We start from the raw sequence: 26,733 nt of genomic DNA on the forward strand, positions 1-26,733 counted from the left end.
CAGCGTGACGCGCGGGTCACGGCTTCAACCAGGGTGGGACCTTGAAGCGCACGATCATCAGGTAGGCCGCCACGTAAGTCGCCACGAACAGCAGCGTGCACAGCATCAGCACCAGGGTGTTGTTCCAGAACAGCACCGCCGGCACGACCGACAGGGCGGCGAACATCCAGAGGTAAGGCGAGGTGCGGTTGTTGCGCGCCAGCAGCTGCCGTGCCTCGTCGTCGGAAAAGGCCACCCGGACGATGCGCCGGAAGATCAGCTGGTGGAAATGCAGCGCATCGGCCGTGCCCGGCGACTGGCCGCGCGCGAGCTTGCGGTAGATGGAGAACAGCGTCTCCCACACCGGGTAGATCAGCAGCAGCATCGGGAACCACGGCGAGACGTTCGGATGGCGCTGCACCAGCATCACGCAGGCCACCGCGATCACGATGCCCCAGACATAGGCCCCGCCGTCGCCGGCGAAGATGCGGCCGCTGGGGTAGTTCCACATCAGGAAACCGAGCGTGGCCCCGAACAGGCAGATCACCATGACCGCCAGCTGCCGATCACCCACCTGCAGCGCCACATGCGAGATCGCCAGGCACACCAGCACCGCGACCGTGCCCGCGAGCCCGTTGTAGCCGTCGATGATGTTGAAGGCATGGGGCAGGCCGCCGATGGCCAGCACCGCGATCAGCATCGCGCCCCAGGGCACCAGCGCCACCCAGCCGTCCACGGTGTCGAAGCCGGTGCGGTGCACGCCCAGGTCCAGCAGCCAGCACAGCAGCAAGGCCGATCCGAGGGTCAAGCCCAGGCGGTAGCGCACCGGCACCCGCTGCGTCATGTCTTCCGTGATGCCCCCCAACACCGCAGGCGCGATGCACAACAACATCAGCGCCGAGGCCATCAATGGCCAGCCGACATTGAAGGGATCGCCGAACAGGCCGGCGAACAGCCATGCCACGCCGGTGCCGAGAAAGATGCCTGCGCCGCCAAGACGCGGCACATGACCCTTGTGGAAGCGCTGGGGCATGTCGGCCGCGTAGAGGCGCGCGTGGCGGCGCGCCCGCCGCATGAACACCAGCACGGCGAACGCGGAGACGACGAAACTGACAACGATCAGGGCAATCATGTGGGGAGTGTGCGGGACCTAGAATTCCCGAGCGAAATTAGACCATGCCGACACCTTCCCTCCCGCACAAGCCCATCACGGTCTCGATCGTCAGCCATGGCCAGTTGAGCCTGATCCAACCCTTGCTGGGACAGCTCGATCGCTGGTGCACCGACTCGATCGAGAAGGTGGTGCTCACGATCAACATCCCCGAAACCGACCTGCTGGGAGGAATGCGCTGGAGCTTTCCTGTCGAGCGCATCGAGAACCCGGCGCCCAAGGGCTTCGGCGCCAACCACAACGCGGCGTTCACCCGTTGCGCCACGCCCTGGTTCCTGGTGCTGAATCCGGACATCCGCCTCGATGGCGACGTGCTCGCGCCGCTGATCCTGCAAGCCGGCGCCGACAGCGGCCTGCTGACGCCGCGCATCCTGGAGCCGGGCAAATCAGCGCCGGAGGCGCACCGCGCGCTCATCACGCCGGTCGAGATCCTCACGCGGAATCGGCCGGGCTATGCGGCCCCCTCGGTGCCCAGCTGGATCCCGGGGCTGTTCATGCTGTTCAGGAGCGCTACGTACGCGCAGATCCACGGCTTCGACGAACGTTTCTTCATGTATGGCGAGGACTTCGACATCTGCGCCCGCACGCAGCTGGCCGGCTGGAAGCTGGAGGTGGCGGAGAAGCTGCTGGCAAGGCACGAGGCCCAGCGGGCCAGCCATGCCAGCCGCCGGCACCTTTACTGGCATGTGACCAGCCTGCTGAAGGTCTGGACGTCGCGGGCGTTCTGGCGCTACGTCCTGCAACATGGGGGCCGGTAAAATCAGCGCTCTCTCTTTCGCGCCCGCCCGAAGCACGCCCTCCATTCATTTCCTACTGCGCATCCTGCCGGCCTCCCACGCGCCCAGCGTGCCCCCCAAAAATGACACCCCTCTCTGACATCGCGCATTCACGGGCGCATCGGTCCACCGCGCCATGAGCCAGGCACACTCCAACCTGCATCGCAGCGCCTGGGCCGACTGGTGGGAAGGCACCCGCCGCACCGACATCTGGTGGACGCTCGCCTGGTTCGACATCGTGCTGCGCTACCGCCGCTCGATGCTCGGCCCCCTGTGGCTGACGCTCAGCATGGGCGCGATGATCGCCGGCATGGGCCCGCTCTACAGCTCGCTGTTCGGCACCAACCTGTCCAAGTTCTTCCCCCACCTGACGCTGGGCCTGATCTTCTGGGGCCTGTTCTCGGCCATGGTGACCGAAGGCTGCAACGCCTTCATCGGCTCGGCCCACTACCTGAAGCAGGGCTACTTCCCGATCAGCCTTTTCGTGTGGCGCAGCATGTCGCGCAACCTGATCCAGTTCCTGCACCAGATCGTGCTCTACGTCCCGGTGGCACTCTGGGCCGGTATCTCGCTGTCGTGGTCCGCGCTGCTCGTGATCCCGGCCTTCGTGCTGCTGCTGATCAACGCGCACGCGATCGGCCTGGTGCTGGGGCTGGTGTGCACGCGCTTCCGAGACGTGACGCAGATCGTGACCAGCCTGATGCAGATGCTGATGTTCCTTACCCCCGTGTTCTGGATGCCCGAAGGCTTGCCAGGACGCGCCCGGTACATCCTCTGGAACCCCTTCGCGCAGATGCTGGATCTGCTGCGCACCCCGTTGATGGGCGGCACGGCCACGCTGCACAGCTGGCTCGGCATTCTCGGCTGGACGGCGGGCGGCCTCGTCGTCGCCACCCTCCTCTTCGCGAAGTACCGTCGTCGCGTCGTCTACTGGCTCTGAACATGGCGCTCATCTCCCTCAAAAACGTCTCGGTCAGCTTCCCCATCTACGGTGCGGGCTCCGCGTCACTGAAGAAGACGCTGGCGGCTTCGGTCACCGGCGGCCGCTTCGGCAAGGAAACCGGCGTGAACGTGGTGCAGGCCCTGCACGACATCAACCTGGAACTGAGGAGCGGCGACCGCCTGGGCCTGCTGGGCCACAACGGCGCCGGCAAGTCGACGCTGCTGCGCACACTCGCGGGCGTCTACGAGCCCTCGGCCGGCGACTTCGTCCGCCAGGGCACCGTGGCCAGCCTGATCGACCCCTCGCTGGGGATCGAGCCCGATGCCAGCGGCATCGAGAACATCATGCTGCGCGGCCTGGTCATGGGCATGAGCCGCAAGCAGGTCGAGGGCCTGACTGCCGAGATCTGCGAGTTCAGCGGCCTGGGCGAATACGTCAACATGCCGGTGCGCACCTACTCGACCGGCATGCTGATGCGCCTGGCGTTCTCGATCTCGACCAGCGTGCAGGCGGACATCCTGCTGATGGACGAATGGCTGTCCGTGGGCGATGCGGAGTTCACCGAGAAGGCTGAGAAGCGGATGAAGGACGTGGTGTCGAAATCCGGCATCCTGGTGCTGGCCTCGCATTCGCCGGAACTGATTGCCCGCGAGTGCAATCGGGTGGTCCAACTGGAACACGGCAGGCTCGTCGAACGCTGAGCGCTTGACGGTCGCCAGCACGACCTTCGCCTGGCCCCTCTGCGGGACCGCCGGTTCGACGGCAGGCCGCATCCGACCGCAACCAGGCCCGCCGGCCCTCGAACAGCGACCGTGGCTGGCCCCCCGTCGCGCCCGGCCCGGCCGACGTCAAGGGCTCACCGAAAAAACGCCTATCCTTGTTCTGCGCCCGCTCGCCTCCTCCAGCACGAGCGCGTACTGACCGGCCTTTCCAATGACTTCCGGCGGGATGTCGACCGTTAGTACCTTGTCGCCCACGCTCGCCACTCGCTTGAGACCTTGCTCGCCAAAATACACGAGCACCTCGCCGAAGCGGCTGACATTCTCCACCTGCATCCAGAGGACGGAGGCCCCGTTCGGCTGCACGTTGGCACCTCGCCCGACACGCGTGTCTCTCGGTCCCCAGTTCTTCACCGAGACCGCTTCCAGTGGCGGCACCTCGCGCCGATCGCTGCGCAGCGACTGATTCAACTGCCCGCCGACCAATGTCGCGCCGTAGTCAGAAATGTGATCGGTGACCTGGTAGACAAATCGCCCATTTTTCGTCGGCATGCAGACGCCGTCATCGCAAAGCACATCCAAGCTGTCGACGATGCGAACCCGCCCCGGATGCGCACGTGCCACCGCACCGAGCAATTCCAGGTATTGCGCCGAGAGTTCCCTCTGCCGGAGAACAGTGACGCGGCAGTCGGGACTTGAAGGCTTGGCCAGCCACCGATTCACCCAGGCCGAACTGGTCGCTCGGTCGATGCAGTTTTCCATATGAGGCAACGTCGGGTTGTCGACGAGAAGCACGACCTGCTTCCCCTTGGCCACGAGCCGTGACACGGCCGCGTCGAGTCCTTCAAAAGCCACCGCGTAATTCTTGCTCGCGGGCAGATCCGAGATCGAGAAGTCGTTCTGGAGTTGAAACAGCGCACGCGCGGCGGTGGCGACGACCACCGTATGCACGCTGTCCATGTCATTGATCTGCTGAATGGCCGAGGCCACGGCGTTCTTCTTGACATAGGCATACCTGCGGTCATCGGTGAGGATAGGAACAAGCGGGCCGCTGTCGCCCGAACCCAGGACGAGCCAAGTCCCGCCGGGCTGGGATGTCCGAAAAAGGCCTGAAAAAAGGGCCAGCGCCTTGCTGTCGCCCAGCAAGGCGAATCTGGGCGTCTCCCTTGTATCCACAGCGCAGTAGAAGAGTGGGATTTGCTCCGATTTGAGAAATGCGCAAGGGCCAGCATACGTTGGGTAACCGCCATCGAGACCCGTGGCGAGTGTCCTGTTCATCCGCACCACCGGCCGCTCCGGGGCGCCCTGCTGAAAATAGGTGCCCAAACCGACCCCTCCGATCGCAACCATCGCCAAGGACAGCGACATGGTCGTGACGCGCCGGTCCGAAACCTTTTTCAAAGGCCTCTCCACAAGCCGATAGGTCGCCCAGGCCAGCAAGACACTTGCGCCCAGCACGCCCGCGCGCATGGCAGGCGCGACTTCGCCCTGAATGATCGTCACGTACGAAATCAGTGGCCAATGCCACAGATAGAGCGGATAACTGATCAAGCCGATGCCGACCATCGTGCGGCTGGAAAGAATCCGCCTGTTCACAAATGCATCCGGGCCGGCTGCGATCAACAGCAGCGTACCCAGTGTCGGCACCAGTGCCTGCCAGCCGGGAAAATTCTTCTCCCTGACGAAAAGAATGCTCAGCACCAGCATGCCGATGCCGATGAGCGACAACAAAGACGCCCGAAGATGAAGTGGACCGGTCGGCTGCCGAACACCGCCTGCCGGCGCCATCGATCGATGCGTGATCACATAAGCCAGCATGGCCCCGGCCATCAACTCCCAGAAGCGCGTGAATGGAAAGTAGAAAACCGTCGAAGGATAGGCTCCGATGAAGAGAAGATTCGCGCCAAAAGACAAAAGCGCGACCACCCCCGTCATCAAAAGAAAATTGGAGGAATACCGCCAGGCGACCCAGAGAAACAGGGGCCAGAAAATATAGAACTGCTCCTCCACGCCCAATGACCAGAGGTGCAACAATGGCTTCGCCATCGCAGTGGCATCAAAATAGCCACTTTCCTGCCAAAGAACAAAATTGGAAACAAATGCGGCACCAGATGCCACATGCTTCCCGAGTCGCTCGTATTCCCCGGCAAAAAGCGTGATCCAACCGAACGCCATGGTCGCAGTCAATACCAGCAGTAGCGCCGGGTAGATCCGTTTGATGCGTCTCGCGTAAAAATCCAAAAACTTGAATGTCCCCTTCTCGAGGCTGCTGAAGATAATCCTCGATATGAGAAATCCGGAGATCACGAAGAAGATGTCAACCCCAACGAACCCTCCGGGCAAGGCGGCTGGAAATGCATGAAACACCAGAACAGCGCCCACGGCAATCGCTCGCAATCCGTCGATATCCGGGCGGTAGGTTTGGTTGGTGGTCTGGTTCATCGAGGGGTAATAGGCAAACATTGAATCGGGCGGCGGCTGTCAGCAAGTTTGAGCGCAAACCGGTCGAGAAAAATACTTCCAAAATTCGCTCTGAGACAGCCTTCGGTCCAAGCCCGGTCAGGAATCTCTTCCCCGCTTCGGTAGATCGCGTGGTCCTCATGCCACACGGGAGTCACTGGATAGTGGCCTCGATTCAGACGACTGGAGAGACGGTATCAGGAAAGGCGTTGCATCGCCCGTTGACGGCGCTGCAGCCGGATCACTTGTTTATCGCCGCGCCCGCATGCGCCCCTGCGACGGACGTGTCGGCGGTCAGTCCCGACGGAGTCGCCGCCAGGTCCTTGAAAACCTTTCGCTTCTTGAGGCCGTCAATTCGCCGGTCGACGAATACCACCACCAGCCATGAAACGGCCAAGGTCACACCGAACGAAAGAGCTAAGAAAAGGAGGGAGCGCTCCTGCGGAACCACCAGCCAGACGAAGGCGCCGGCCACGGTGTGAAAAAGGTAGATAGGATAGGAAAGATCGCCGAGAAAGCCGTCCACGCGACCGGGTCTGCGGGTCGCCAATGACAAGACAACCCAGGCCGAAAGCAGCACGGAACAATAAAGGCCATAGGTCCATGGCCACGCGTCATTCCACAACCATACAAGCGAGTTTGCAAGCCAGAAAATGACGCTTAGCCTCGGTGCTTCCAGGCGACGAAGATGCCCCTGGTAGTGCGAGATCAATGCCCCGAACGCAAAAACCCAGAACGCCGTCAAGAACGATGAATACCTTAAAGCGAACGTGTCGGGCTGAAAGCCGTGAACGGCATTGAGCAAAAGGCTCAAGATCAATCCCAGCCAAGCAGCCGGCCGATTGAAAGCCATCAACGGCATCAACATGTACGCTCCGACTTCCACGGCCAGAGCGCCCGAGACGGGCACCAGAAGATTGCCGACAGGCAAGGGAAGCAGCGTGATATTTCCAAACCAACCGACCAGGCCCTGCGGCCATGCAAACTGCGGGTTCAATGTCGACAGGGCAACGCCGATTTTGGGCAGGATCAGAATGGCGATGCCACCCAGAATGCAGGAGATCCAATAGGCCGGAAAAATTCTGAGAATCCGGTTGAATGCAAAATCGCGAAGGCCGGCGGCTGAATCACCGTACTTGTGGCGTAGCACGTGGGTCATCAAAAACCCGCTCAGCACAAAAAATCCCCATACAGCATAGGCGGCCGGCCCATGAATCATTCCGCCCCACAGGTGCGAAATGACGACCAAGAAGGCCAACAAGAAACGCCAACTTCCGAGACCAAGGGTCATGATGAGTGCACCTGTACGGCAAAACAAGAAAATCGATCAGCTTCGATCACCGCTTGAAGACGATGCAACTTTCATTGAACCCATAAGGAGCAGCAGCTGCTCCCCCCTGTGCTCGGTCAAGAATTTCAAAGTGGACAGGATAGTAGTTCCCGATCTGTTCCCGTCCTGTTGTCAATCGATGGAGAATATGGCCCGGGGCGCCTTCGTCGACGGAAATCTGCATGCGCTCCGGGCGCCCACCGGAAAGGTAAGCACTCTCGAGCGAGACAGAGGCCGAGTTCATGCAGGAGCCCAGACTATAAATGAAATTTTGGCTCACAAAGGCATGGATGGATGCCCCGGCAAAAAGGCAAATAACGAGTAGATTCCCCCACATTTTTTTCCGTTGAGGAGACAGCACAAAGATGGCGGCAAGGGCCACGCTTTGCGCAATGCCTGAACCATAAAGGTAATGAGCACCTCGCGTGGGAATCAACAACACAGGCGCCAGAAAGCTGTAATAACAGACCACATACAGAATCGCAACTCTGATCGAGAAGGATCGCCAGAGCAAGCCGACGACCAAAAAGTGAGCTACGGCCGCAGCCACCATTTCCCAGACCGGCTGGAACTGCCATATTCCGGCCTCCGTCAGCGAAGGAAGGAAAGGATAAATACCGTACACCAGCACGCCATCGAGCAAGTGCGAGAGTGATGCCGCATAGGGACTGGATTCCTTAGCGGCAAATGATCCGATCAGCGCGGTGGCCCGATACGCCAGAAACATCAAGACCGGCAGACTCCATACCACGAAGGCCTTGATCAGTCGCTTGAAATCCATTCCTGCCGCGGGCGGAAAAAACAAGAATAGAAGCAAAGATCCCGGCAGAACGGCGGCTGTTTCCTTGGAAAACATTGCCAGCGTCGACGCGAGGAAAACCCCTGCGAGCGCAATTGGCCCCGATCGCAGGCTGACATAGCGCGCCGATGCGATAAATGCTAGAAGGCCGAACAGAACGTAGAACCGATCCATCAATGCAGCAGACCATCCGACGGAAAAAGTCGCCAGTGGGCTGCACACGAAAACGATGGCGGCGATCCACGCGAATTGTCGATTTCTATACGTATCGGTCAATGCACCGAAGAGCAGCATCGCAATGACAGCATGCGTCAGGACGTCCACAAAATGGACAATGAACGGATAGCTTGGAATGAAGTACGAGACCAGCCCCTGAACGAGGAAGCTGAATGGCCTCACCGGCTGACCAAACTCAGTCCCCTGGTAAAGCTTGACGTGATTCCTCAAATAGTCCGAGAAACCAAATCGCCGGATGTGATCAATTTTCTGCAGTTCATCGTGATTGAAAAATCCCGGATTCGCGATCAGCATCAGGCACCAGAGTGTCGCAATGCAAAGTAGGCCGACGGCGACGGTTCTGTTCCGCTCCGGACATTTCAACAAAGATGAAAAATATTGCTTCATGCATGCACTCTCTTCGCGACTCTTTTTCGAAACAACTTTTTAAGCTGCAACGATGGCTTTTCGACAATATTCCAGGAAAGAAACCCCATACCGAGCGCAACAATTACAGCAGCCATCGTGTTTTGCAGCGTCGTCATCGAGGGGAAAGAGGCCGCGATGCACTGCTGCACTGGCCATCCATAAAGATACACACCATAGGAGTAATCTCCCACTCGATTGAACCAAAAAAATCCGGGAGAAAAGGCGATGCACCAGAGAGCGTAAGGTAACAGGATGACGTACGCATAACCAAAATTTGGAGTGCCATGCACCACCCCGGCGAAAAGCAGCATCATCAAGAGCACCCAGGGATTGATGAAGACAGACCCTCTATTGACCCAATAAAACATTCCAAGCGCGAACATGCCTACCACATGAAGATGAGAAGGATGCAACAGCGAAGGATTGAAAATGCTCGGCCTGAAAAACGCGAGCAATGCACAAACGAAGAACAACAAATTGAAAATGGATTTTCGCTCCAGGCACCCCACAAAATGAAGGAGCAGCACCACGAAATACATTCGCAGTTCGACGGGAATCGACCAGAGCGAACCATTGATCGCCTTGTCCGGCCTTCCGTCGAACACACCGGGAAGAAAATACTCCGTATTCAGGGCCGAGCTGTTCACCCAAAGATACCGCCATGTCGATACCGAGAAGAAATCGAATGAATCCCCGGAGTAGAAAACGCCCAATACCAGGATCGACAAGCACACGCAAACTATGAGGGCCGGATAAATCCGGAGGACACGTGATGCAATATAGTAAATTGCGCCCTGCCCGCTTTGGGCGCTCGCAGAAATCAGGAATCCACTCAGTACAAAGAAGACATCGACAGCCACGCCACCGATGAATTTGTACCCCATCAACCGCAGAAGAATATCGGGCTCTCCTCCGCCGGTGACGACACCGGCATGTCCATAAATAACGGACAACGCGGCAAACAGACGGATCAAATTGAAATTGTTCGACCTGTTCGCAAAAAGTGCGCCCAATGAGTTGCTGGGCATCGCATTACTCTGCATCGCTGACAATCCTTGCACGAGAGTACTGCTTGACCAGGTACAGTGGCCGCGCCTTGGTTTCTCCAAAGATTCGCCCCAGATACTCGCCAAGGACGCCGATGCAGAAAAGTTGCACGCCCCCGAGGAAAAGGATCGTGACCATCAGCGTGGGATAGCCACGGACTGCTTCGCCCCACCATAGCGTCCGGAACACGATCCATGATCCGAAGACGAATGATAAGAGAGCGATCGCGGTCCCCAGATAGGTCGCGAGCTTGAGCGGCGCGGTCGTGAACGAGGTGATGCCTTCGAGCGCGAAGTTCCAGAGCTTCCAATAATTAAATTTACCGGTCCCGGCTGCCCTGGGGTCGCGTCGGTACTCGACCGCCTTCGACGGATAACCGATCCAGGCAAAAAGTCCCTTCATGAAACGATGGTGTTCCCGAAGTTGAGAGAGCGCATCCACGGCACGACGACTCATCAATCGATAGTCGCCTGTATCCTGGGGAATCTGCACTTTGGAAAGCTTCGCCATGAGTCGGTAGAAACCACTCGCAGTGGCCTTTTTCAGCCAGGTTTCGCCGTCACGATGTGTTCTTTTGGCATAAACGACGTCGTAGCCGCCTGCCCACTCCTTGACAAATTCATGTATGAGTTCGGGAGGATCCTGAAGGTCGGCATCGATAACGACCACCGCGTCACCCGAAGCGTGATCCAGGCCGGCGGTCATTGCTATTTCTTTTCCAAAATTCCTCGACAAATCGATCGACGTCACATAGCCGCATTGCGCCGCAATGTCTTCGATGATCTTCTGGGTTGCATCGGTACTGCCATCGTTGACGAATATGACTTCGCAACGGAATTCCGTCAGCGACTGAAAAACGAGATTGAGTCTCGAGTAAAACTCCCACAACACCGCCTCTTCGTTGTAGGCAGGAACAACGACAGAGATCAATTTTTTCAAGACTTGTCTCCGAAAACAAATATTCTACTTACCAAGAAATTCCAGACCAGGCATGTCATCGTGGCCAGTGCCTGTGCAAGCCAAGCGTTCATCTCCAGGCGGCCTGTCATAAACGCCATCAATGCCGTGTTAAGCAACCATCCCGACAGCACCATCAGGTAGAACTTCGGCACGACGCGCCGGTGGGGCTGCTCGCTGGCGAAGGTGAAGGTGTAGTTCAGCGCGTAGCTGACGATGGACCCAAGCAGATATGCAACGCTTGAAACCACCGTCGCGGAACCATCCGTGATCCGCAGCCCCAGCCCGAAGGCGAGGTACTGCACCAAGGTGGCGCCACCGCCCACGATCAGAAAACGGACGAATTGCGTGAAGGCCCCTTGAGGCCTTTCGGATTCAAGCATTCGAGCCGAGATCCAGATCGAAAACGGCCCTGACAGCCTCCTGCGAGAAACGCGCATGCACGAAGGCGCTGCCCGCTTCTGCGGTGCGCATCCATCGAACAGGGTCGGTCATGATGTCCCCCAGCGCCTGCGCCATCGCCCCGGCATCGTCGAGCACGGGAACAGCTTCCTCCAGCCCATCGAGCCCCTGTGCACCGACCGAGGTCGTCACGATCGGCAATGCATGGTGGAGGGCCTCCAGCACCTTGCCTTTGACGCCCGCGCCAAAGCGCAGCGGAACGACAGCGGCACCCGAATGTCTATAGAAATCGGCCAGCTGCGCGTCGGTGACGTAGCCGGTCACGGTGATCACGTCGTTGGCCAGCACCTTCACCTCCGCGGTCGGGTTCGAGCCGACGAGGATCAGCCTGGCGGCGGGCACGCGTTGCTGCAGCTTCGGAAAGATCTCCGAGACCAGCCATTTGGCCGCATCAACATTGGGTGGGTGACCGAATCCGGCGACGAACAGCAAATCCTCGCCACGACGCCCTTCGGCGGTGATCTCGATCTCCCGCGCATCGAAGAAGAAGAGCGGCACTGTGCGCGCCTTGGCATCAGGCAGCAGTTTTCGCACTGCGGCAGTCTCAGAGGCCGAAGGGTAATAGATCACGTCGACCTTGCGCCAGATCGCCTCCTCCAGCCGACGGCTTTCCTGCGACTGCTTGAGCAGCCGTGCATCACCGGTCTTCTCATACTCCCCGAGCAGGCGGGCGTAGTGGAGGTCATGACCGTAGAACAGCACCTTCGCCTGGGTGTGCGCGCGAACCGCGTCCAGATGCTCCTCGGCCACATGGGGCCGGCTCAGCAGCACATAGTCGACGTGGGCGGCGTTCGCCTTGACCCAATCCTCGAAGCCACCGACGTATTCGTTCCCGTAGTAGACCTCGATGCCCTCCTGCTGGAGCAACGACGAATACTGTGGGTCATGCCAGAGATTGGCGGGCCAGAACTTGACGTTGAGCCCCATGGCCTTGAACTCGCGCAGGAAGCACCACATGCTGCGCGAGCCCGCGTCGCGATCAGGCTGCGGCACGTAGTGATCGACGACCAGGATCGTCTTCTTCTGCACCGAACGATCGCGTGCGACGAAGGGGCTGAGCGCATTCGGCAAATGTCGGCGCTCCAGTTCCTCCGTCCAACGGCGATAGAACTTCTTCTGGTTCTCTACCTGATGCGCCTTGACACCGCTCCCGGTGTCGGTCCCATGGGAGATGCCCTCGTAGTGGATCACGACGGACTCGGGTTGGTAGTACACCTTCTTGCCCGCAGCGCGCACGCGGAAGGCGAGGTCGGTGTCTTCGTAGTAGGCCGGCAGGTAGTGCTCGTCGAAGCCGCCGAGTTCGTCCCATAAGGTTCTGGGCAGCAACAGTGAGGCACCCGAACAGTAGTCGGTTTCCTTGACGTAGTTGTAGACGCTGCGCGAAGGATCGTCGAGCCGGCCGTAGTTCCACGCCGAGCCGTCGCGCCAGAGGATGCCCCCGGCCTCCTGCAGCCGGCCGTCGGGATACACCAGCTTGGAACCCACCATGCCGCAGTCGGGCATCGTGTCGAACAGGCGCAGCATGCTGTCGAGCCAGTCCGGCGTCACCTCCGTGTCGTTGTTGAGCAGGTAGACATAGCGTCCGCGCGAAGCCTTCACGGCCGCATTGCAGGAACGCAGGAAGCCGAGATTGACCGGGTTCTCGAGGAAGCGCAGGCCGGGCACGGGCTTGAGACGCTGGATTTCGGCGTCGCCGGAGGTGTCCTCCGCCACGATCACCTCGATCGAAGCCGCGGGCAGATGCCGCGCGATGGACCGCAGGCAGGACAAGGTATGCCGCAGGTTGCCGTAGGTCGGGATGATGACTGAGACCTCCGGGGTCTCGACCACGTCGAAGCGCAGCGAGGCCAGCACCTCGTCGTAGCGCTCTTTCGGCACAGGGCCCTCACCGACTGGCTTGGGCGGTGCGTTGTCACGTTGACGGCGCCACACCTCGTAGTGCACCACGCCTTCAAACAACGGCCCCGCGACCCGGTATGCGAACTGGACCAGACGGTCCTTGGCGCTGCGGGACAGCGGAAGGCTGCCGTACACGCGTTTGCCCCAGCGCACGGCATGCGGCGCGAGCATGACACGCAAGGTCGACCATTCACCGCGCACGACGCGCGAGGCCATCCGCAGCGGCATGGTCACGCGCCAACTGAGCGAGGACTGCATGCCAAGCACGACGGTCCGCGCCGCATCCAGTTCGGTCTGCAGGCCAGCCTGCTGCTGCTTGTAGAGCGCGCCGACGCGGTGATGCTCTCGCTCATTCTCGGCCGCGGTACGCTCTGCCAGGCGAAAGGCCTTTTCCATCTCTTCGTGCTCGGACTGCTGCCGCGCAAGCGTCGCATGCGACGCCTCGACCTCCATGCGCAGCTTTCGGATGGTCGTTTTCAGCGCTTCAAGTGCAGCGGCATCCTGCATATTTGGCAGAGGCGCCTGTGTGTCGGGCACCGGGCCGGGCGAATGCACGATCGATGACGCAGCATGCGGCCTGAGCGTGCCCGCACGCTCGTAGTCGGCCTCGAGTTCACGGCACACGCGCTGAAAAGCCGCTTCGCCGTCGACGCCTTCTTCCTGCTCCCAGGTCTTGAGCCGGTCGATCAGGTCGTAGGTGCTGCGCAGCAGGCCCACCGCGACCGGGTACCCCGATGCCGCCGTCGTGGTATCCGGCTGGTAGCGATCGACGCGATCGTGCGCGAACGCGCGCAGATCGTTCCCGGAGTGATCCGGCCGCGCACGATCAGGGTTCGAGGTGTAGCGGTTGGCCTTCTCGATCCACTGCGCCACGTTCTTGTGCGATAAGTGATGCAGGCAGGCGCCGCTCTCGGGCGGAATCCTGAAGGCGCTTGCCTCGTCGTACTGGGCGCCGTCGTGGACGGTGGACCGGAACTGCACGGCCTCGCGCCGGAAGAAGCGCATCTGGTACTCGGGCCAGTAATAGGCACGCTCGTCGTGTTGTCCCAGGATGTAGTGGCGTTGCGGTATCAGGTACACGCTGGCGCGAGGCGCCGCCAACTCCTGCTCGATGAAACGAATGCCGTCGACGCTCAGGCACTCGTCGTCGTCGAGGCAGACGATCCAGTCGTGCGTGCACTGCGCCACCGCGAAGGCACGCGTCTGCTCGACCACGGGGCTCCAGGGCACGGAAATGACCCGGTCGGCGAAACGCGCCGCCAGCTCGGCTGTGCCATCGGTCGAGGACTTGTCGATGACGATCAGCTCGTCGACGAAGGACAAGCCCTTGAGGCACGTGCCGATCAGGTCGGCCCGATTGAACGAGATCACGACACCGCTGACTTTTTCCCTACCTTGACCGATTGCCACTGAGTGCTCCCTTCCCATCATTCATTGCTGCCGCCTGCGCTCGCGCAGGACCCTGCAAACAAGCCCCGCGCCACTGCACTCAAGAAAAGACCTCCGCGTCCTGAAGCAAACGCCCTTGGCGGTCCTTCTCGGAAAGAGCCGGCGTCAACCCTTGCACAGGCCACACGATGCCGATCTGTTCATCGTTCCAGGCGATGCACCTCTCGTAAGCCGGTGCGTAGTAGTCGGTCGTCTTGTACAGGAAATCGGCCGTCTCGCTGAGCACCAGGAAGCCGTGCGCAAAGCCCGCGGGCACCCAGAGCTGGCGCTGGTTCTCCTCCGTGAGTTCGACGCCAACCCATTGACCAAAGGTCGGCGATGCCTTGCGGATGTCGACGGCCACGTCGAAGACGGCGCCGGAGACGACCCGCACCAGCTTGCCCTGCGGCTGCTGCAGCTGGTAATGCAGCCCGCGCAACACCCCCTTGCGCGAGCGCGAATGATTGTCCTGGACGAAGTCGACATGGTGGCCGACCGCTTCGTCGAAGGCCTTCTGGTTGAAGCTCTCGAAGAAGAAGCCGCGCGCGTCGCCGAAGACCTTGGGTTCGATGATCAGTACGTCCGCAATGGCCGTGGGGGTTGCCTTCATGCGCGCACTCTTTCCGCCAGCAGGTGGCTCAGGTATTTGCCGTAGCCGCTCTTGTGCAGCGGCGCGGCCAGTCTGGCCAGCTGCTCGCTGTCGATGAAGCCGCCGCGCCAGGCGATCTCCTCGGGGCAGGCGATCTTCAGGCCCTGGCGGTGCTCCAGCGTGGCGATGAACTGTCCGGCTTCCAGCAGGCTCTCGTGGGTGCCGGTGTCCAGCCACGCGTAGCCGCGCTGCATGATCTGCACGTTCAGCTGGCCGCGCTCCAGGTAGGCCTGGTTAACGGCCGTGATCTCGAGCTCGCCGCGCGCACTCGGCTTCACGGCCTTGGCGATGTCCACCACCTGCTTGTCGTAGAAGTACAGGCCGGTCACCGCGTAGTTGCTCTTGGGCTGCTTGGGCTTCTCCTCGATGCTGCGGGCCTTGCCCTGCGGATCGAAGTCGACGACGCCGTAGCGTTCCGGGTCCTGCACGTGGTAGGCGAAGACGGTCGCGCCCGCGGCTTGCGCATCGGCACCGCCGAGCAGTTGCGCGAAGTCATGGCCATAGAAGATGTTGTCGCCCAGCACCAGCGCGCTGGGCGCGTTGCCGATGAACTGCTCGCCGATCAGGAAGGCCTGGGCCAGGCCGTCGGGACTGGGCTGCACCGCGTACTGCAGGTTCATGCCCCACTGGCTGCCGTCGCCGAGCAGCTGCTGGAAGCGCGGCGTGTCCTGCGGCGTGCTGATGATCAGCACGTCGCGGATGCCCCCGAGCATCAAGGTGCTCAGCGGGTAATAGATCATGGGCTTGTCGTAGACGGGCAGCAGTTGCTTGCTCATCGCCAGCGTGGCGGGATGCAGCCGGGTGCCGGAGCCCCCGGCCAGGATGATTCCCTTGCGATTGGTCATGTTCTGGGGTCTCGTTGTCAGAGCGTTTCGCGCAGCATGCGCGCCACGCCGACCTGCCAGTGCGGCAGTGTCAGGCCGAAGGTCGACTGCAGCCTGGTGGTGTCCAGCCGCGAGTTGTGCGGCCGCGTCGCAGGCGTCGGGAAGGCGCTGGTGGGCACGGCGTCGACCGCTTCGGGCCCGGCCTTGATTTCGACGCCGGCCGCCTGCGCCTGTTCGATGACGAAACGCGCATAGCCGTGCCACGTCGTTTCGCCACCGGCCACCAGGTGGTAGAGGCCCGCCTTCTGCGGGTCCAGCAGCGTCGCCCGGATCGCGTGGGCCGTGACGTCGGCCAGCAGCTCGGCACCGGTGGGGGCGCCGAACTGGTCATCAATGACGGTCAGCCGCTCGCGCTCCTTCGCCAGGCGCAGCATGGTCTTGGCGAAGTTGCCGCCGCGTGCGGCGTACACCCAGCTGGTGCGGAAGATCAGGTGCCTGGCGCAGTTGTTCGCGACCAGCTGCTCGCCCTCGAGCTTGGTGCGACCGTAGACACTCAGCGGGCCGGTGGGGTCGTCTTCCTTCCACGGCGCGCTGCCGCTGCCGTCGAAGACGTAGTCGGTGGAGTAGTGCACCATCAGCGCGCCGACCTGCTGCGCGGCCTCGGCGACCACGCCGGGCGAAGTCGCGTTGAGGGTGCGCGCGAAGTCTGCCTCGCCCTCGGCCTTGTCGACCGCCGTGTGCGCGGCGGCATTGACGACGACGTCGGGGCGCACTTTCAGCACGGTCTCGGCCAGTTGCTCGGGGCGGCTGAAGTCGGCATGGAAATCCGTGCTGTCGAAGTCCAGCGCCACCAGCTCACCGAGCGGCGCCAGGCTGCGCTGCAACTCCCATCCGACCTGGCCGCCCTTGCCCAGCAGCAGCACCTTCATGCGACGGCCTTGGTCGACGCGCTGTCGTATTGCTTCTCGACCCATTCGCGGTACGCGCCACTCTGCACGTTGCGCACCCAGTCGCCGTGGGCCAGGTACCACGCCACGGTCTTGCGGATGCCGCTGTCGAAGGTCTCGGCGGGCTTCCAGCCCAGCTCGCGTTCGAGCTTGCGCGCATCGATCGCGTAACGGCGGTCGTGGCCCGGGCGATCGGTCACATAGCTGATCTGCGCCTTGTAGGGCTGGCCGTCGGCACGCGGGCTCAGTTCGTCGAGCAGCGCGCAGACGGTGTGCACGATCTCGATGTTGGGCTTCTCGTTCCAGCCGCCCACGTTGTAGGTCTCGCCCAGCCGGCCGGCCTCGAGCACGCGGCGGATGGCGCTGCAGTGGTCCTTCACATAGAGCCAGTCGCGCACCTGCATGCCGTCGCCGTACACCGGCAGCGGCTTCCCGGCCAGCGCGTTCACGATCATCAGCGGGATCAGCTTCTCGGGGAAATGGAAGGGGCCGTAGTTGTTCGAGCAGTTGGTGGTCACTACCGGCAGGCCGTAGGTGTGGTGCCAGGCCCGCACCAAATGGTCGCTGGCGGCCTTGCTGGCCGAGTACGGGCTGTTGGGCTCGTACTTGTTGTCTTCGGTGAAGGCCGGGTCGGTGGCCGACAGCGAGCCGTACACCTCGTCGGTGGACACATGCAGGAAACGGAAGGCGGCCTTCTGGTCGGCGGGCAGCGCGCTCCAGTAACCGCGCACCGACTCGAGCAGGCGGAAGGTGCCCAGCACGTTGGTCTGGACGAAGTCCTCGGGCCCATGGATGGAACGGTCGACGTGCGACTCGGCCGCGAAGTTCAGCACCGCGCGCGGGCGGTGCTCGGCCAGCAGCCGATCGATCAGGGCGCTGTCGCCGATGTCGCCCTGCACGAAAATGTGGCGTGCATCATCCTTGAGCGATGCCAGCGTCTCCGGATTGCCCGCATAGGTGAGCTTGTCGAGATTGACAACGGGCTCGTCGCCTTGGGCCAGCCAGTCGAGTACGAAGTTGGCGCCGATGAATCCGGCGCCGCCGGTGACAAGGATCATGTGGGAAGCTTCTTGGTCTGGTGAGTCGGCCGCCGGACGGTCCTTGCGAGGGATTATCCATGGCACATTGCGGGCGAATGACGTTTCAGGACGCGGCATGTCAGGGTTGTTGCAACGGTCGAATCCATGTGTAGAAGCCGCTGACAGGAATACACAGGCGCAACGGCCCACAAAATAGGGGAATACGCCAAATGAAGCACACGATTAGAAACAATCTACCGCTAAAGTAAGCAATCTTTAGTTTTACATCTTCGGACAACTGAATCCAGCGCTGTGCGCGACGTTGCCACATCAACCCCATCGTTCTCCAGTCCACGAAATACCATGACAAATTCCATACATCCGGTCGTTCTGTGCGGTGGCAGCGGTACGCGGCTGTGGCCACTCTCGCGCAAGTCGCTGCCCAAGCAGTTCGCGCCGCTGATCGACGGCAAGAGCCTGTTGCAGTTGACCCTGGAACGCCTGCAGGTGCTCAACCCGCGCATCACCTGCGTCGCGGCCGATGACCACCGCTTCCTGGTGCAGGAGGCGATGGAGGCCGCCGGCGTCGGCGGCACCCAGCTGCTCGAGCCCATGGGCCGCAACACCGCCGCGGCAATGGCCGTGGCCGCCCTGCTGGCCGCCCCCGACGACCTGCTGCTCTTCGCGCCGGCCGACCACCACATCCCCGATGCGGCGCTGTTCGCCCAGACGGTGCGCGCCGGCATCGACGCCGCGCTGGCCGGCAACATCGTGACCTTCGGCGTGGTGCCGAGCTTCCCCAGCACCGCCTACGGCTACATCGAATCCGGCGCGGCGCTGGCCACGGCGCCGGGCAGCCAGGCCGTGGTGCGCTTCGTCGAGAAGCCCAACGCCGAGGTCGCCCAGTCGCTGCTGCTCAAGGGCGGCTACTTCTGGAACGCCGGCATCTTCCTGGTCCAGGCCTCCACGCTGATCGCGGCACTGCGCGCGCACGCGCCGGACATCCTCGCGGCCTGCCAGCAGGCCACCCAGACCCCGGCCACCGACGGCAGCTTCGTGCGCCTGAACCGCGAGGCCTTCGAGGCCTGCCGCAGCGAGAGCATCGACTACGCAGTGCTCGAAAAACACAAGCAGATCGCCGTCGTGCCCTTCGCTGGCGCCTGGAGCGACGTGGGCAGCTGGAACGCCGTGGCGGGGCTCTACCCCGCCGACGACGACGGCAACCGCCTGAGCGGCATGGCCAGTGCGCTGAATGCACGCAACACCTTCGTACACGCCCCGCTGCGCCCCGTGGTGGCGCTGGGCACCGAGGACCTGATCATCGTGGACACGCAGGATGCGGTGCTGGTGGCCAGCGCCGCCTGCGCCGAGCAGGTCAAGGACGTGGTCGCGATGCTCAACCGCGAAGGCCGCAACGAAGCCACCGAGCACCGACGCGTGGCGCGCCCCTGGGGCGCCTACGACAGCGTGGACAACGGCGAGCGCTTCCAGGTCAAGCGCCTGACGGTCAAGCCCGGCGCCAAGCTGTCGCTGCAGATGCACTACCACCGCGCCGAACACTGGGTGGTGGTCAAGGGCACGGCCAAGGTCACGCGCGACGAGGAGACCCTCCTGGTGCGCGAGAACGAGTCGGTCTACATCCCGCTGGGCACGGTGCACCGGCTGGAAAACCCCGGCAAGACGATGCTCGAAGTGATCGAGGTCCAGTCCGGCAGCTACCTCGGCGAAGACGACATCGTGCGCTTCGACGACACCTACGGCCGCGTCGCGCTGGTCGCACAAACCAAATGAACACCATGAGCACGCCCACCATGACCTCCAAGAAAGCACTCATCACCGGCATCACCGGCCAGGACGGCTCCTACCTGGCGGAATTCCTGCTGGAAAAAGGCTACGAGGTGCACGGCATCAAGCGCCGCGCGTCGTCGTTCAACACCACTCGCATCGACCACCTCTACCAGGATCCGCACGAGAAGAACCGCAAGCTGCACCTGCACTACGGCGACCTCACGGACACCAGCAACCTGACGCGCATCGTGCAGCAGGTGCAACCCGACGAGATCTACAACCTCGGCGCGCAGAGCCATGTGGCCGTGAGCTTCGAGGCTCCCGAGTACACGGCCGACGTCGATGCGATCGGTACGCTGCGGCTGCTCGAGGCCGTTCGTCTGCTGGGCTTGCAGGACAAGACGCGCTTCTACCAGGCCAGCACCAGCGAGCTGTACGGCCTGGTGCAGGAGATCCCGCAGCGCGAGAGCACGCCTTTCTACCCGCGCAGTCCTTACGGCGTGGCCAAGCTCTACGCCTACTGGATCACCAAGAACTACCGCGAGGCCTACGGCATGTACGCCTGCAACGGCGTGCTGTTCAACCACGAGAGCCCGCGCCGCGGCGAGACCTTCGTCACGCGCAAGATCACGCGCGGCCTGTGCAACATCGCGCAGGGCCTGGAAGCCTGCCTGTTCGTCGGCAACCTGGACGCGCTGCGCGACTGGGGCCATGCCAAGGACTACGTGCGCATGCAGTGGATGATGCTGCAGCAGGACCACGCCAAGGACTACGTGATCGCCACCGGCGTGCAGTACAGCGTGCGCGACTTCGTGCGCAAGACAGCGGCCGAACTGGGCATCACGCTCGACTTCGTCGGCACCGGCGTGGAAGAGAAGGCCATCGTGCGCAGCATCGAGGGCGATTCGGCACCGGGCGTGAAGCCGGGCGACGTGATCGTCTCGGTCGATCCGCGCTACTTCCGCCCTGCCGAGGTCGAGACCCTGCTGGGCGACCCCTCGCTGGCCAAGAAGGACCTGGGCTGGATCCCCGAGATCACGCTCGATGAGATGATCAGCGAGATGGTCGCCAACGACCTCGAGGCTTCGCGCCAGCATTCGCTGCTCAAGACCCACGGGTACCGCGTCGCCGTCAGCAAGGAAGACTGAGGAACACGCCATGGCAACGAAGGACGACGACAGGAAGGCCGACCCGATCAAGGACTCCGCCCAGCAGATCTGGCTGGCCGGCCTGGGCGCCTTCGCCAAGATGCAGCAGGAAGGCAGCAAGGCCTTCGAGGCGCTGGTCAAGGACGGCACCGGCATGCAGAAGAAGACCCAGCAGGCCGCCGAAGAGACACTGGCCCAGGCGCAGAGCCGCATGGCGGGCCTGGCCAGCGAGCTCGGCACCAAGACCGCCGCCGGTTGGGGCAAGCTGGAGAACATCTTCGAGGAGCGGGTCGCGCGCGCACTGACCAACCTCGGCTACCCTTCGCTCGAGGAACTCGACGCCCTGCGTGCACGGGTCGAGGCCCTGGAAGCCCAACTCAAGGCGAGCGCCCCGCAGGCGGAGCCGGCCGAGACGCCCCGCCGCCGCCGCACACCGCGCAGCGAAGGCTGAGAAACCCCGCGCCGCGGCCTTCTCCCGATCGACGTCACCCCGGTGGCACTCACTTGCGCTAGAGTGGGGCCAGAGACAAAACAAGGCTGACATCACAAGGCGGACATATGGCCAAGAAGGCGCCGCGCCGCACTGCCGAGCGCATCCTCGAAGCAGCGCTCGACCTGTTCAATCGTTTCGGTGAACCGAACGTGTCGACGACGCTCGTGGCCGGCGAACTGAACATCAGTCCCGGCAACCTCTACTACCACTACCCGGCCAAGGACGAGCTGATCAACCGGCTCTACAGCCAGTACGAGGCCGAACTCGACGAGCTGCTGCACGCCAGCGAAGGCGTCGGCGACGTGGAAGATGCCTGGTTCTTCATGCACAGCCTGTTCGAGCTGCTGTGGCGCTACCGCTTCCTGTACCGCGACCTGAACGACCTGCTGAGCAAGAACCGGCACCTGGAAACGCAATTCCAGCTGGTGCTGCGAAACAAGGCGAAGGCCATCCGCGCACTGCTGTCCGGCCTGGATGGCGCCGGGCATCTCGACATCGATCCCCGGGAGGTCGACACCCTGGCCCAGAGCATGGTGGTGGTGCTGACCTATTGGCTGAGCTACGAGTACGTGCGCAACCCGCGCGAGGCGCTGGAGCCGGCCCACGCACAAGGCGCGCTGTTGCGTGGCGCCCACCACACGCTGCACCTGCTCACCCCTTACCTGGCGCCCGAACAGCGTCGGCATTTGCTGACATTGAGCCGGGCCTACGAAGGCGAAGATGCGGCCCTGACCACTTAGCAGCGACAGAACAAGAACAGCCAGCGCACGAGACAACGACGCAGCCAGCACGCGAGACACACCATGGCCACGCAGGATTTCCAGCCCCTTTCCCTGTTGCCCCCGGGCTGTCATGGCCCAGGAACCGACGCCACGGCCACCACGCATTGGGTGCCCTTTCCTTACGACGACGTGCCGCGCCTCGACCGGCAGAATCTGCTGGCGCACTGGGTCCGGCTGCACGCGGGCCAGACCGGGCCGGCACCTGAGAGTGCCACGCTCGCCGAAGGCTGGACGATGTACCACAACGGCGAATTCGGGCAGGCGGTCGCGCTCGGGCTGCAACTCGGCGCCGAAGGCCTCGCGCTGGCCAACCAGGCCACCGCGGTCTATGCCAACTACCTGGAGCCGCGCGAACGGGTCCGGCTCGCGCTGTTCCTGCAGGTGGCCGAACGGGCCGCAGGCCAGGCCGCAGTCGAACCGGACAACTGCCATGCGCTCTACTGGGAGGCCTATGCGCTCGGGCGCTACGCTCAGGGCATCAGCGTGGCGCGCGCACTGGCCCAGGGGCTGGGCAGCAAGGTCAAGCTGGTGCTCGAACGCGTGATCGCGCTCCAGCCCCGGCATGCCGATGCCCACCTGGCGCTCGGCGCCTTCCATGCCGAGGTGATCGACAAGGTCGGCCCGCTGGTCGGGCGCATGACCTATGGCGTGCGCGCCGAGACGGCACGTGCGCTGTTCGAGCGCGGCCTGGCGCTCAACCCGGCATCGGCCAGCGGCTGGATGGAATACGGCCGCGCCCTGCTGATGCTCGAGGGCGATGCCCGTCTGTCCGAGGCCACGCAGCTGTACGAGAAGGCCGCGGCCGTGGTGCCGGTCGATGCGCGCGAGCGCCTCGATGTGGAACTGGCGCGGGCCGGCCTGAGGGACTGAGGCTCCCTTAAGATGCCCTTCCCTGTTTTCCCGAGTGCGTTCTCATGTCCGACCTGCAATCCCTCTTCGAAGCCGCCCAGGCCAACTCCAAGCTGCTGGCCGAACGCCCCGACAACCCGACGCTGCTGAAGATCTACGGGCTCTTCAAGCAAGCCACCGAAGGCGACAACACGGCCAAACGGCCCAGCTTCAGCGACATCGTCGCGCGCGCCAAGTGGGATGCCTGGACCGCGCAGAAGGGCCTGTCGGCGGACGAGGCCAGGCAGAAGTACATCGACCTGATCGAATCCCTGCGCTGAGAACGTGGAATGAACCTGCGGCGCGCCACGATCCCGCATCCGCACCGAACGCAAGTGCGGCTCCGGTCTTCGATGCCGGCTCAGGGCGCTCGCGACGGTTCCTTCTCACGTTCTGAACGCTGCGCCGTGAGCGGCAATCCCGCCTGCAGCGCCGCATGCCGCTCGGCCTTGGGCAGGGCCGCGAGGCGCTTGACCTCGGCGTAGAAGCGCGGCCAGTCGCGGCCCTCGTGCTCGAACAGCGCCTCGAAGCCCGGCACCAGGTCGTCGTAGGCAGCCTGCGCCCCAAAGGCCGCATTGTTGGCGCGCGCCACCCAGCCGTCGTAAGCCACTTGCTGCCGCGGCGGCCAGCCGCTGCGCAGCGTGGCGAACTCGGCGCGGAAGCCGTCCATCACCGCCCGCTTCTGCGCCTCGACGGCGGTCCAGTCCTTGGCCATCGCCTGCGGCGAGGTGTAGACCACCTGCAATCGCTGCCGCGTGGCCAGCGTGAGCGCGCGGAACTGCTGGCGCCGCGCATCGAACTGCGCGTACTCCGCGCGCGCCGCCTCGCTCGATTGCGTGGCGAGCCAACGCGCACCGCCGATGCGCTCGACCGTGGTGGCAAAGGACTCGTTGAACGAGGTGTCGCCCGACGCGTAGACCAGCTGGTGCGAGAGCTCGTGGAAGATCAGCCGCGCGAGTTCGCCTTCCGGGTAACCGATGAAGGTGCTCAGCAGCGGATCGCCGCCGGCCCAGTTGAGCCAGCCCAGCGTCGAGTAGGCCGGCACCGGGTACACCGCGGCCTCCAGCCCCTTGGCGCGCTGGCTCTGCGCCTCGGTCTGCGCCAGCGCTTCGTCGTAGTAGCCGCGATAGCCGACACAGCCCGCCACCGGGAAGCACCAGGTCTGCAGCGTCAGCGAGTACGGGGGCGCGGCCACCACGTTCCACACCGCGGCACCGCGGTGCAGGTCGGCATAGCCGGTGTAGCTGGGGTTGTCGGGCAGCCCGAGGTCGGTGACCGCGAAACGCCGGATGCGCTGCGTGAGTTCGAGCTTGGCCTTGAGCGCCGCCGATGTCGAGGGGTCGTCGAGCCACTGGGGCACGGGCCGGGCTGCGCGCATCACGTGGATGTGGCCGCTGGCCGACTGCCAGTAGTAGCCGAGGTCGGCGCAGCCCGAGAGCCCGACCAGCGCGACCGCGCCGGCCGCGACGATCGCTCGCCGCACACGGCTCATGGCAGGCGCTCCACCTGCACCAGGCAGTCGTAGAAGGTCGGGCCGCGGCCGATGTCGGTGAGCCGCTGGCTGGTGAGCTCGTTGACGTTGGTGCCGTCGTGGCCCAGCTTGCGCCACCAGATGCCCAGGCCGTGCACCACGCCCACCCGTGCGCGGCGCGACACCTCGGCGCGGCAGCGGTGCTCGCCGCGCCCGTTGAACACCCGCACCATGGCGCCGCTCTCGATGCCGCGCGCCGCGGCGTCGTCGGCATGGATCTCCAGCAGCGGCTCACCTTCGATGGCGCGCAGGCTGGTCACGTTGACGAAGGTCGAGTTCAGGAAGTTGCGTGCGGGCGGCGAGATCATCGCCAGCGGGAATTCGGTCGAGCTGCCGGCCGGCTCGTGGTTGGGCAGGTAGTCGGGCAGGCCGTCGACGCCCTGCGCCGCGAGGCGTTCGCTGAAGAACTCGCAGCGGCCCGAGGGCGTGGGGAAGTGACCCTCGGCGAAGGGCGCATCGGGCAGCCGCAGCGTGGTGAAGCCTTGCGCGTGCAACTGTTCGACGTCGATCACGCCCGGCGCGAAGGCGGCGCGGCACAACGCCTCGTCGTCGTCGGCGAAGCAGGGTTCGTCGAAGCCCATGCGCCGCGCCAGTTCGCGAAACACCCAGGCGTTGCTGCGCGCCTCGCCGCGCGGCGCCACCGCAGGGCGGTTGAGCAGCACGTCGGTGTGGCCGTAGCTGGTGTGGATGTCCCAGTGTTCGATCTGCACGCTGGCGGGCAGCAGGTAGTCGGCGTAATCGGCGGTGTCGGTCTGGAACTGCTCGAGCACCACGGTGAACAGGTCTTCGCGCGCGAAGCCGGTCGCCACCTTGGCCGATTCGGGCGCCACCGCCACCGGGTTGCTGTTGTAGACCACCACCGCCTTCACGGGCGCACCGCCCGACAGCGCCTGCGCGTCGCCCGCGAGCGCATCGCCGATGCAGCTCATGTTGATGGTGCGCGGCCGGCGGCCGGCCAGCAGGTCGGGCCGGTGCAACGCCGCGCGGTCGATCGGGTAGGCGCCCGAACTGCTCAGCAGCACGCCGCCGGCCCGGTGCCGCCAGGCACCGGTCAGCGCGGGCAGGCAGGCCACGGCGCGCACCGCGTTGCCGCCGCCGCGCACGCGCTGCATGCCGTAGTTCAGCCGGATGGCGGCGGGTTTCGTCTGGCCGTAGTCGCGGGCCAGCGCGACGATCTGCGCCTCGGGCACGCCGCACACCGCCGCGGCGCGGGACGGCGGCCACTGCAGCGCGCGTTGGCGCAACGCCTCCCAGCCCAGGGCGTAGCGTGCGATGTAGTCGTGGTCGAGCCAGTCGTGCACGATCAGCTCGTGCATCAGCGCCAGGGCCAGCGCGCCGTCGGTGCCGGGCAGCAGTGCGATGTGCTCGTCGCACTTGTCGGCCGTCTCGGTCTTGCGCGGGTCGATGCACACCAGCCGCGCGCCGGCGCGTTTGGCGGCCTGGGCGTGGCGCCAGAAATGCAGGTTGCTGCCGATCGAGTTGCTGCCCCAGATCAGGATCAGCTTCGCCTCGGCGAAGAACTCGACCCGCATGCCCACCTTGCCGCCCAGCGTCAGCGCTATCGCCTCGCCGCCCGCGGTCGAGCAGATGGTGCGGTCGAGCAGCGAGGCGCCCAGCTTGTGGAAGAAGCGGCGGTCCATCGACTCGCCCTGCACCAGGCCCATGGTGCCGGCATAGCTGTAGGGCAGGATGGTGCTCGGGTCGTTGCCCGCCAGCTGGCCCAGACGGCCCGCGATGGCGTCCAGCGCCTCGTCCCACGAGATGCGCTCGAATTGGCCCGAACCCTTGGGCCCGCTGCGCTTCATCGGATACAGCAGCCGCTCGGGGTGCACGCTGCGCTCGAGGTAGCGCGAAACCTTGGTGCACAGCACGCCGCCGGTGTGCGGATGCGCGGGATTGCCCTGCAGCTTGACCGCCACGCCGTCCTGTACGGTGGTGACCAGCGCGCAGGTGTCGGGGCAGTCGTGGGGGCAGGCGCCGTGGACGGTCACGGCGGGGGAAAGCGTCGGGGGGGAAGCCGGGGTGGCGAGCATCGGGCGAGTCTAAGTT

Annotated in this window: 23 protein-coding genes; 9 read left to right on the forward strand and 14 right to left on the reverse strand. The window is 63.6% G+C overall.

Annotation, left to right across the window (positions count from 1 at the left end; genetic code table 11):
- Positions 1–16 precede the first annotated feature (16 nt).
- Positions 17–1,111 carry a glycosyltransferase family 4 protein gene (locus K0H49_RS07660; protein ID WP_219210839.1) on the reverse strand — a complete coding sequence of 365 codons (1,095 nt, stop codon included), beginning with the start codon at positions 1,109–1,111 and terminating at the stop codon, positions 17–19.
- A 44-nt stretch (positions 1,112–1,155) separates the two neighbouring features.
- Here K0H49_RS07660 and K0H49_RS07665 point away from each other — a divergent pair, with 44 nt between their 5' ends.
- The 3 genes from K0H49_RS07665 to K0H49_RS07675 all read left to right on the forward strand — a co-directional run bounded on the left by K0H49_RS07665 (position 1,156) and on the right by K0H49_RS07675 (position 3,570).
- Positions 1,156–1,908 carry a glycosyltransferase family 2 protein gene (locus tag K0H49_RS07665; protein WP_219210840.1) on the forward strand — a complete coding sequence of 251 codons (753 nt, stop codon included), beginning with the start codon at positions 1,156–1,158 and terminating at the stop codon, positions 1,906–1,908.
- A gap of 154 nt (positions 1,909–2,062) precedes the next feature.
- The gene (locus K0H49_RS07670) at positions 2,063–2,866 is read left to right on the forward strand and encodes an ABC transporter permease (protein ID WP_219210841.1); all 804 of its coding nucleotides are present in this window, start codon (positions 2,063–2,065) and stop codon (positions 2,864–2,866) included.
- Positions 2,867–2,868: 2 nt separating this feature from the next.
- Positions 2,869–3,570, forward strand: coding sequence for an ABC transporter ATP-binding protein (locus K0H49_RS07675; RefSeq protein WP_219210846.1), 702 nt, complete (start codon positions 2,869–2,871; stop codon positions 3,568–3,570).
- Between the two features lie 147 nt (positions 3,571–3,717).
- Here K0H49_RS07675 and K0H49_RS07680 read toward each other — a convergent pair whose 3' ends face one another.
- The 11 genes from K0H49_RS07680 to rfbB all read right to left on the reverse strand — a co-directional run bounded on the left by K0H49_RS07680 (position 3,718) and on the right by rfbB (position 18,093).
- Positions 3,718–6,030, reverse strand: coding sequence for an acyltransferase family protein (locus tag K0H49_RS07680; protein ID WP_219210848.1), 2,313 nt, complete (start codon positions 6,028–6,030; stop codon positions 3,718–3,720).
- A 259-nt stretch (positions 6,031–6,289) separates the two neighbouring features.
- Positions 6,290–7,339 carry an acyltransferase family protein gene (locus tag K0H49_RS07685; protein WP_219210850.1) on the reverse strand — a complete coding sequence of 350 codons (1,050 nt, stop codon included), beginning with the start codon at positions 7,337–7,339 and terminating at the stop codon, positions 6,290–6,292.
- Positions 7,340–7,385: 46 nt separating this feature from the next.
- Positions 7,386–8,801 carry a hypothetical protein gene (locus K0H49_RS07690; protein ID WP_219210852.1) on the reverse strand — a complete coding sequence of 472 codons (1,416 nt, stop codon included), beginning with the start codon at positions 8,799–8,801 and terminating at the stop codon, positions 7,386–7,388.
- Positions 8,798–9,850 carry an acyltransferase family protein gene (locus K0H49_RS07695; RefSeq protein WP_219210854.1) on the reverse strand — a complete coding sequence of 351 codons (1,053 nt, stop codon included), beginning with the start codon at positions 9,848–9,850 and terminating at the stop codon, positions 8,798–8,800. Before K0H49_RS07695 ends, K0H49_RS07690 begins: the two co-directional genes overlap by 4 nt.
- Positions 9,851–9,854: 4 nt before the next feature.
- On the reverse strand, positions 9,855–10,808 hold the full coding sequence (locus tag K0H49_RS07700; RefSeq protein WP_219210855.1) for a glycosyltransferase family 2 protein: 954 nt from the start codon (positions 10,806–10,808) through the stop codon (positions 9,855–9,857).
- On the reverse strand, positions 10,805–11,209 hold the full coding sequence (locus K0H49_RS07705; protein ID WP_219210859.1) for a GtrA family protein: 405 nt from the start codon (positions 11,207–11,209) through the stop codon (positions 10,805–10,807). Before K0H49_RS07705 ends, K0H49_RS07700 begins: the two co-directional genes overlap by 4 nt.
- Entirely contained in the window at positions 11,202–14,597 is a 3,396-nt protein-coding gene (locus tag K0H49_RS07710; protein WP_219210861.1) for a glycosyltransferase, read from the reverse strand. Before K0H49_RS07710 ends, K0H49_RS07705 begins: the two co-directional genes overlap by 8 nt.
- A 79-nt stretch (positions 14,598–14,676) precedes the next feature.
- Entirely contained in the window at positions 14,677–15,225 is a 549-nt protein-coding gene (rfbC, locus tag K0H49_RS07715; RefSeq protein WP_219210863.1) for a dTDP-4-dehydrorhamnose 3,5-epimerase, read from the reverse strand.
- Complete coding sequence (rfbA, locus tag K0H49_RS07720) at positions 15,222–16,109, reverse strand: glucose-1-phosphate thymidylyltransferase RfbA (RefSeq protein WP_219210865.1); 888 nt, start codon at positions 16,107–16,109, stop codon at positions 15,222–15,224. Before rfbA ends, rfbC begins: the two co-directional genes overlap by 4 nt.
- A 17-nt stretch (positions 16,110–16,126) precedes the next feature.
- Positions 16,127–17,017, reverse strand: coding sequence for a dTDP-4-dehydrorhamnose reductase (gene rfbD / locus K0H49_RS07725; protein ID WP_219210867.1), 891 nt, complete (start codon positions 17,015–17,017; stop codon positions 16,127–16,129).
- Complete coding sequence (gene rfbB, locus K0H49_RS07730) at positions 17,014–18,093, reverse strand: dTDP-glucose 4,6-dehydratase (RefSeq protein ID WP_219210869.1); 1,080 nt, start codon at positions 18,091–18,093, stop codon at positions 17,014–17,016. The genes rfbD and rfbB overlap by 4 nt, the downstream gene beginning before the upstream one ends.
- A gap of 324 nt (positions 18,094–18,417) precedes the next feature.
- On the opposite strand from rfbB, the gene K0H49_RS07735 reads away from it, so the two are divergent.
- The 6 genes from K0H49_RS07735 (at position 18,418) to K0H49_RS07760 (ending at position 23,434) form a co-directional block, all read left to right on the forward strand.
- A complete protein-coding gene (locus K0H49_RS07735; protein ID WP_219210871.1) occupies positions 18,418–19,845 on the forward strand; it encodes a mannose-1-phosphate guanylyltransferase/mannose-6-phosphate isomerase in 1,428 nt (475 codons plus the stop codon).
- On the forward strand, positions 19,842–20,990 hold the full coding sequence (gmd, locus tag K0H49_RS07740; protein WP_374122315.1) for a GDP-mannose 4,6-dehydratase: 1,149 nt from the start codon (positions 19,842–19,844) through the stop codon (positions 20,988–20,990). The genes K0H49_RS07735 and gmd overlap by 4 nt, the downstream gene beginning before the upstream one ends.
- A 10-nt stretch (positions 20,991–21,000) precedes the next feature.
- A complete protein-coding gene (locus tag K0H49_RS07745; RefSeq protein WP_219210873.1) occupies positions 21,001–21,441 on the forward strand; it encodes a phasin family protein in 441 nt (146 codons plus the stop codon).
- Between the two features lie 107 nt (positions 21,442–21,548).
- Positions 21,549–22,223: a TetR/AcrR family transcriptional regulator gene (locus K0H49_RS07750; protein WP_219210875.1), complete on the forward strand. Its 675-nt coding sequence runs from the start codon at positions 21,549–21,551 to the stop codon at positions 22,221–22,223.
- Between the two features lie 63 nt (positions 22,224–22,286).
- Positions 22,287–23,135: a hypothetical protein gene (locus K0H49_RS07755; RefSeq protein ID WP_219210878.1), complete on the forward strand. Its 849-nt coding sequence runs from the start codon at positions 22,287–22,289 to the stop codon at positions 23,133–23,135.
- 44 nt (positions 23,136–23,179) lie between these two features.
- Positions 23,180–23,434, forward strand: coding sequence for an acyl-CoA-binding protein (locus K0H49_RS07760; protein ID WP_219210880.1), 255 nt, complete (start codon positions 23,180–23,182; stop codon positions 23,432–23,434).
- 80 nt (positions 23,435–23,514) lie between these two features.
- Here the strand turns inward: K0H49_RS07760 and K0H49_RS07765 are convergent, their stop codons facing one another.
- Together K0H49_RS07765 and K0H49_RS07770 are read right to left on the reverse strand one after the other, a co-directional pair.
- Positions 23,515–24,645, reverse strand: coding sequence for an aminopeptidase (locus K0H49_RS07765; RefSeq protein ID WP_219210888.1), 1,131 nt, complete (start codon positions 24,643–24,645; stop codon positions 23,515–23,517).
- On the reverse strand, positions 24,642–26,717 hold the full coding sequence (locus tag K0H49_RS07770) for a molybdopterin-containing oxidoreductase family protein (protein WP_219210889.1): 2,076 nt from the start codon (positions 26,715–26,717) through the stop codon (positions 24,642–24,644). The genes K0H49_RS07765 and K0H49_RS07770 overlap by 4 nt, the downstream gene beginning before the upstream one ends.
- Positions 26,718–26,733: the final 16 nt, after the last annotated feature.

The sequence above is a fragment of the Variovorax boronicumulans genome, assembly GCF_019352895.1.
GTDB lineage: Bacteria > Pseudomonadota > Gammaproteobacteria > Burkholderiales > Burkholderiaceae_C > Variovorax > Variovorax boronicumulans_A.

Excerpts from the sequence above, each read along its gene's own strand:
- K0H49_RS07660 (WP_219210839.1), bottom strand. The coding sequence starts at position 1,111 with ATGATTGCCCTGATCGTTGTCAGTTTCGTCGTCTCCGCGTTCGCCGTG.
- K0H49_RS07665 (WP_219210840.1), top strand. The coding sequence starts at position 1,156 with ATGCCGACACCTTCCCTCCCGCACAAGCCCATCACGGTCTCGATCGTC.
- K0H49_RS07670 (WP_219210841.1), top strand. The coding sequence starts at position 2,063 with ATGAGCCAGGCACACTCCAACCTGCATCGCAGCGCCTGGGCCGACTGG.
- K0H49_RS07675 (WP_219210846.1), top strand. The coding sequence starts at position 2,869 with ATGGCGCTCATCTCCCTCAAAAACGTCTCGGTCAGCTTCCCCATCTAC.
- K0H49_RS07680 (WP_219210848.1), bottom strand. The coding sequence starts at position 6,030 with ATGAACCAGACCACCAACCAAACCTACCGCCCGGATATCGACGGATTG.
- K0H49_RS07685 (WP_219210850.1), bottom strand. The coding sequence starts at position 7,339 with ATGACCCTTGGTCTCGGAAGTTGGCGTTTCTTGTTGGCCTTCTTGGTC.
- K0H49_RS07690 (WP_219210852.1), bottom strand. The coding sequence starts at position 8,801 with ATGAAGCAATATTTTTCATCTTTGTTGAAATGTCCGGAGCGGAACAGA.
- K0H49_RS07695 (WP_219210854.1), bottom strand. The coding sequence starts at position 9,850 with ATGCCCAGCAACTCATTGGGCGCACTTTTTGCGAACAGGTCGAACAAT.
- K0H49_RS07705 (WP_219210859.1), bottom strand. The coding sequence starts at position 11,209 with ATGCTTGAATCCGAAAGGCCTCAAGGGGCCTTCACGCAATTCGTCCGT.
- rfbC (WP_219210863.1), bottom strand. The coding sequence starts at position 15,225 with ATGAAGGCAACCCCCACGGCCATTGCGGACGTACTGATCATCGAACCC.
- rfbA (WP_219210865.1), bottom strand. The coding sequence starts at position 16,109 with ATGACCAATCGCAAGGGAATCATCCTGGCCGGGGGCTCCGGCACCCGG.
- rfbD (WP_219210867.1), bottom strand. The coding sequence starts at position 17,017 with ATGAAGGTGCTGCTGCTGGGCAAGGGCGGCCAGGTCGGATGGGAGTTG.
- rfbB (WP_219210869.1), bottom strand. The coding sequence starts at position 18,093 with ATGATCCTTGTCACCGGCGGCGCCGGATTCATCGGCGCCAACTTCGTA.
- K0H49_RS07735 (WP_219210871.1), top strand. The coding sequence starts at position 18,418 with ATGACAAATTCCATACATCCGGTCGTTCTGTGCGGTGGCAGCGGTACG.
- gmd (WP_374122315.1), top strand. The coding sequence starts at position 19,842 with ATGAACACCATGAGCACGCCCACCATGACCTCCAAGAAAGCACTCATC.
- K0H49_RS07745 (WP_219210873.1), top strand. The coding sequence starts at position 21,001 with ATGGCAACGAAGGACGACGACAGGAAGGCCGACCCGATCAAGGACTCC.
- K0H49_RS07750 (WP_219210875.1), top strand. The coding sequence starts at position 21,549 with ATGGCCAAGAAGGCGCCGCGCCGCACTGCCGAGCGCATCCTCGAAGCA.
- K0H49_RS07755 (WP_219210878.1), top strand. The coding sequence starts at position 22,287 with ATGGCCACGCAGGATTTCCAGCCCCTTTCCCTGTTGCCCCCGGGCTGT.
- K0H49_RS07760 (WP_219210880.1), top strand. The coding sequence starts at position 23,180 with ATGTCCGACCTGCAATCCCTCTTCGAAGCCGCCCAGGCCAACTCCAAG.
- K0H49_RS07765 (WP_219210888.1), bottom strand. The coding sequence starts at position 24,645 with ATGAGCCGTGTGCGGCGAGCGATCGTCGCGGCCGGCGCGGTCGCGCTG.
- K0H49_RS07770 (WP_219210889.1), bottom strand. The coding sequence starts at position 26,717 with ATGCTCGCCACCCCGGCTTCCCCCCCGACGCTTTCCCCCGCCGTGACC.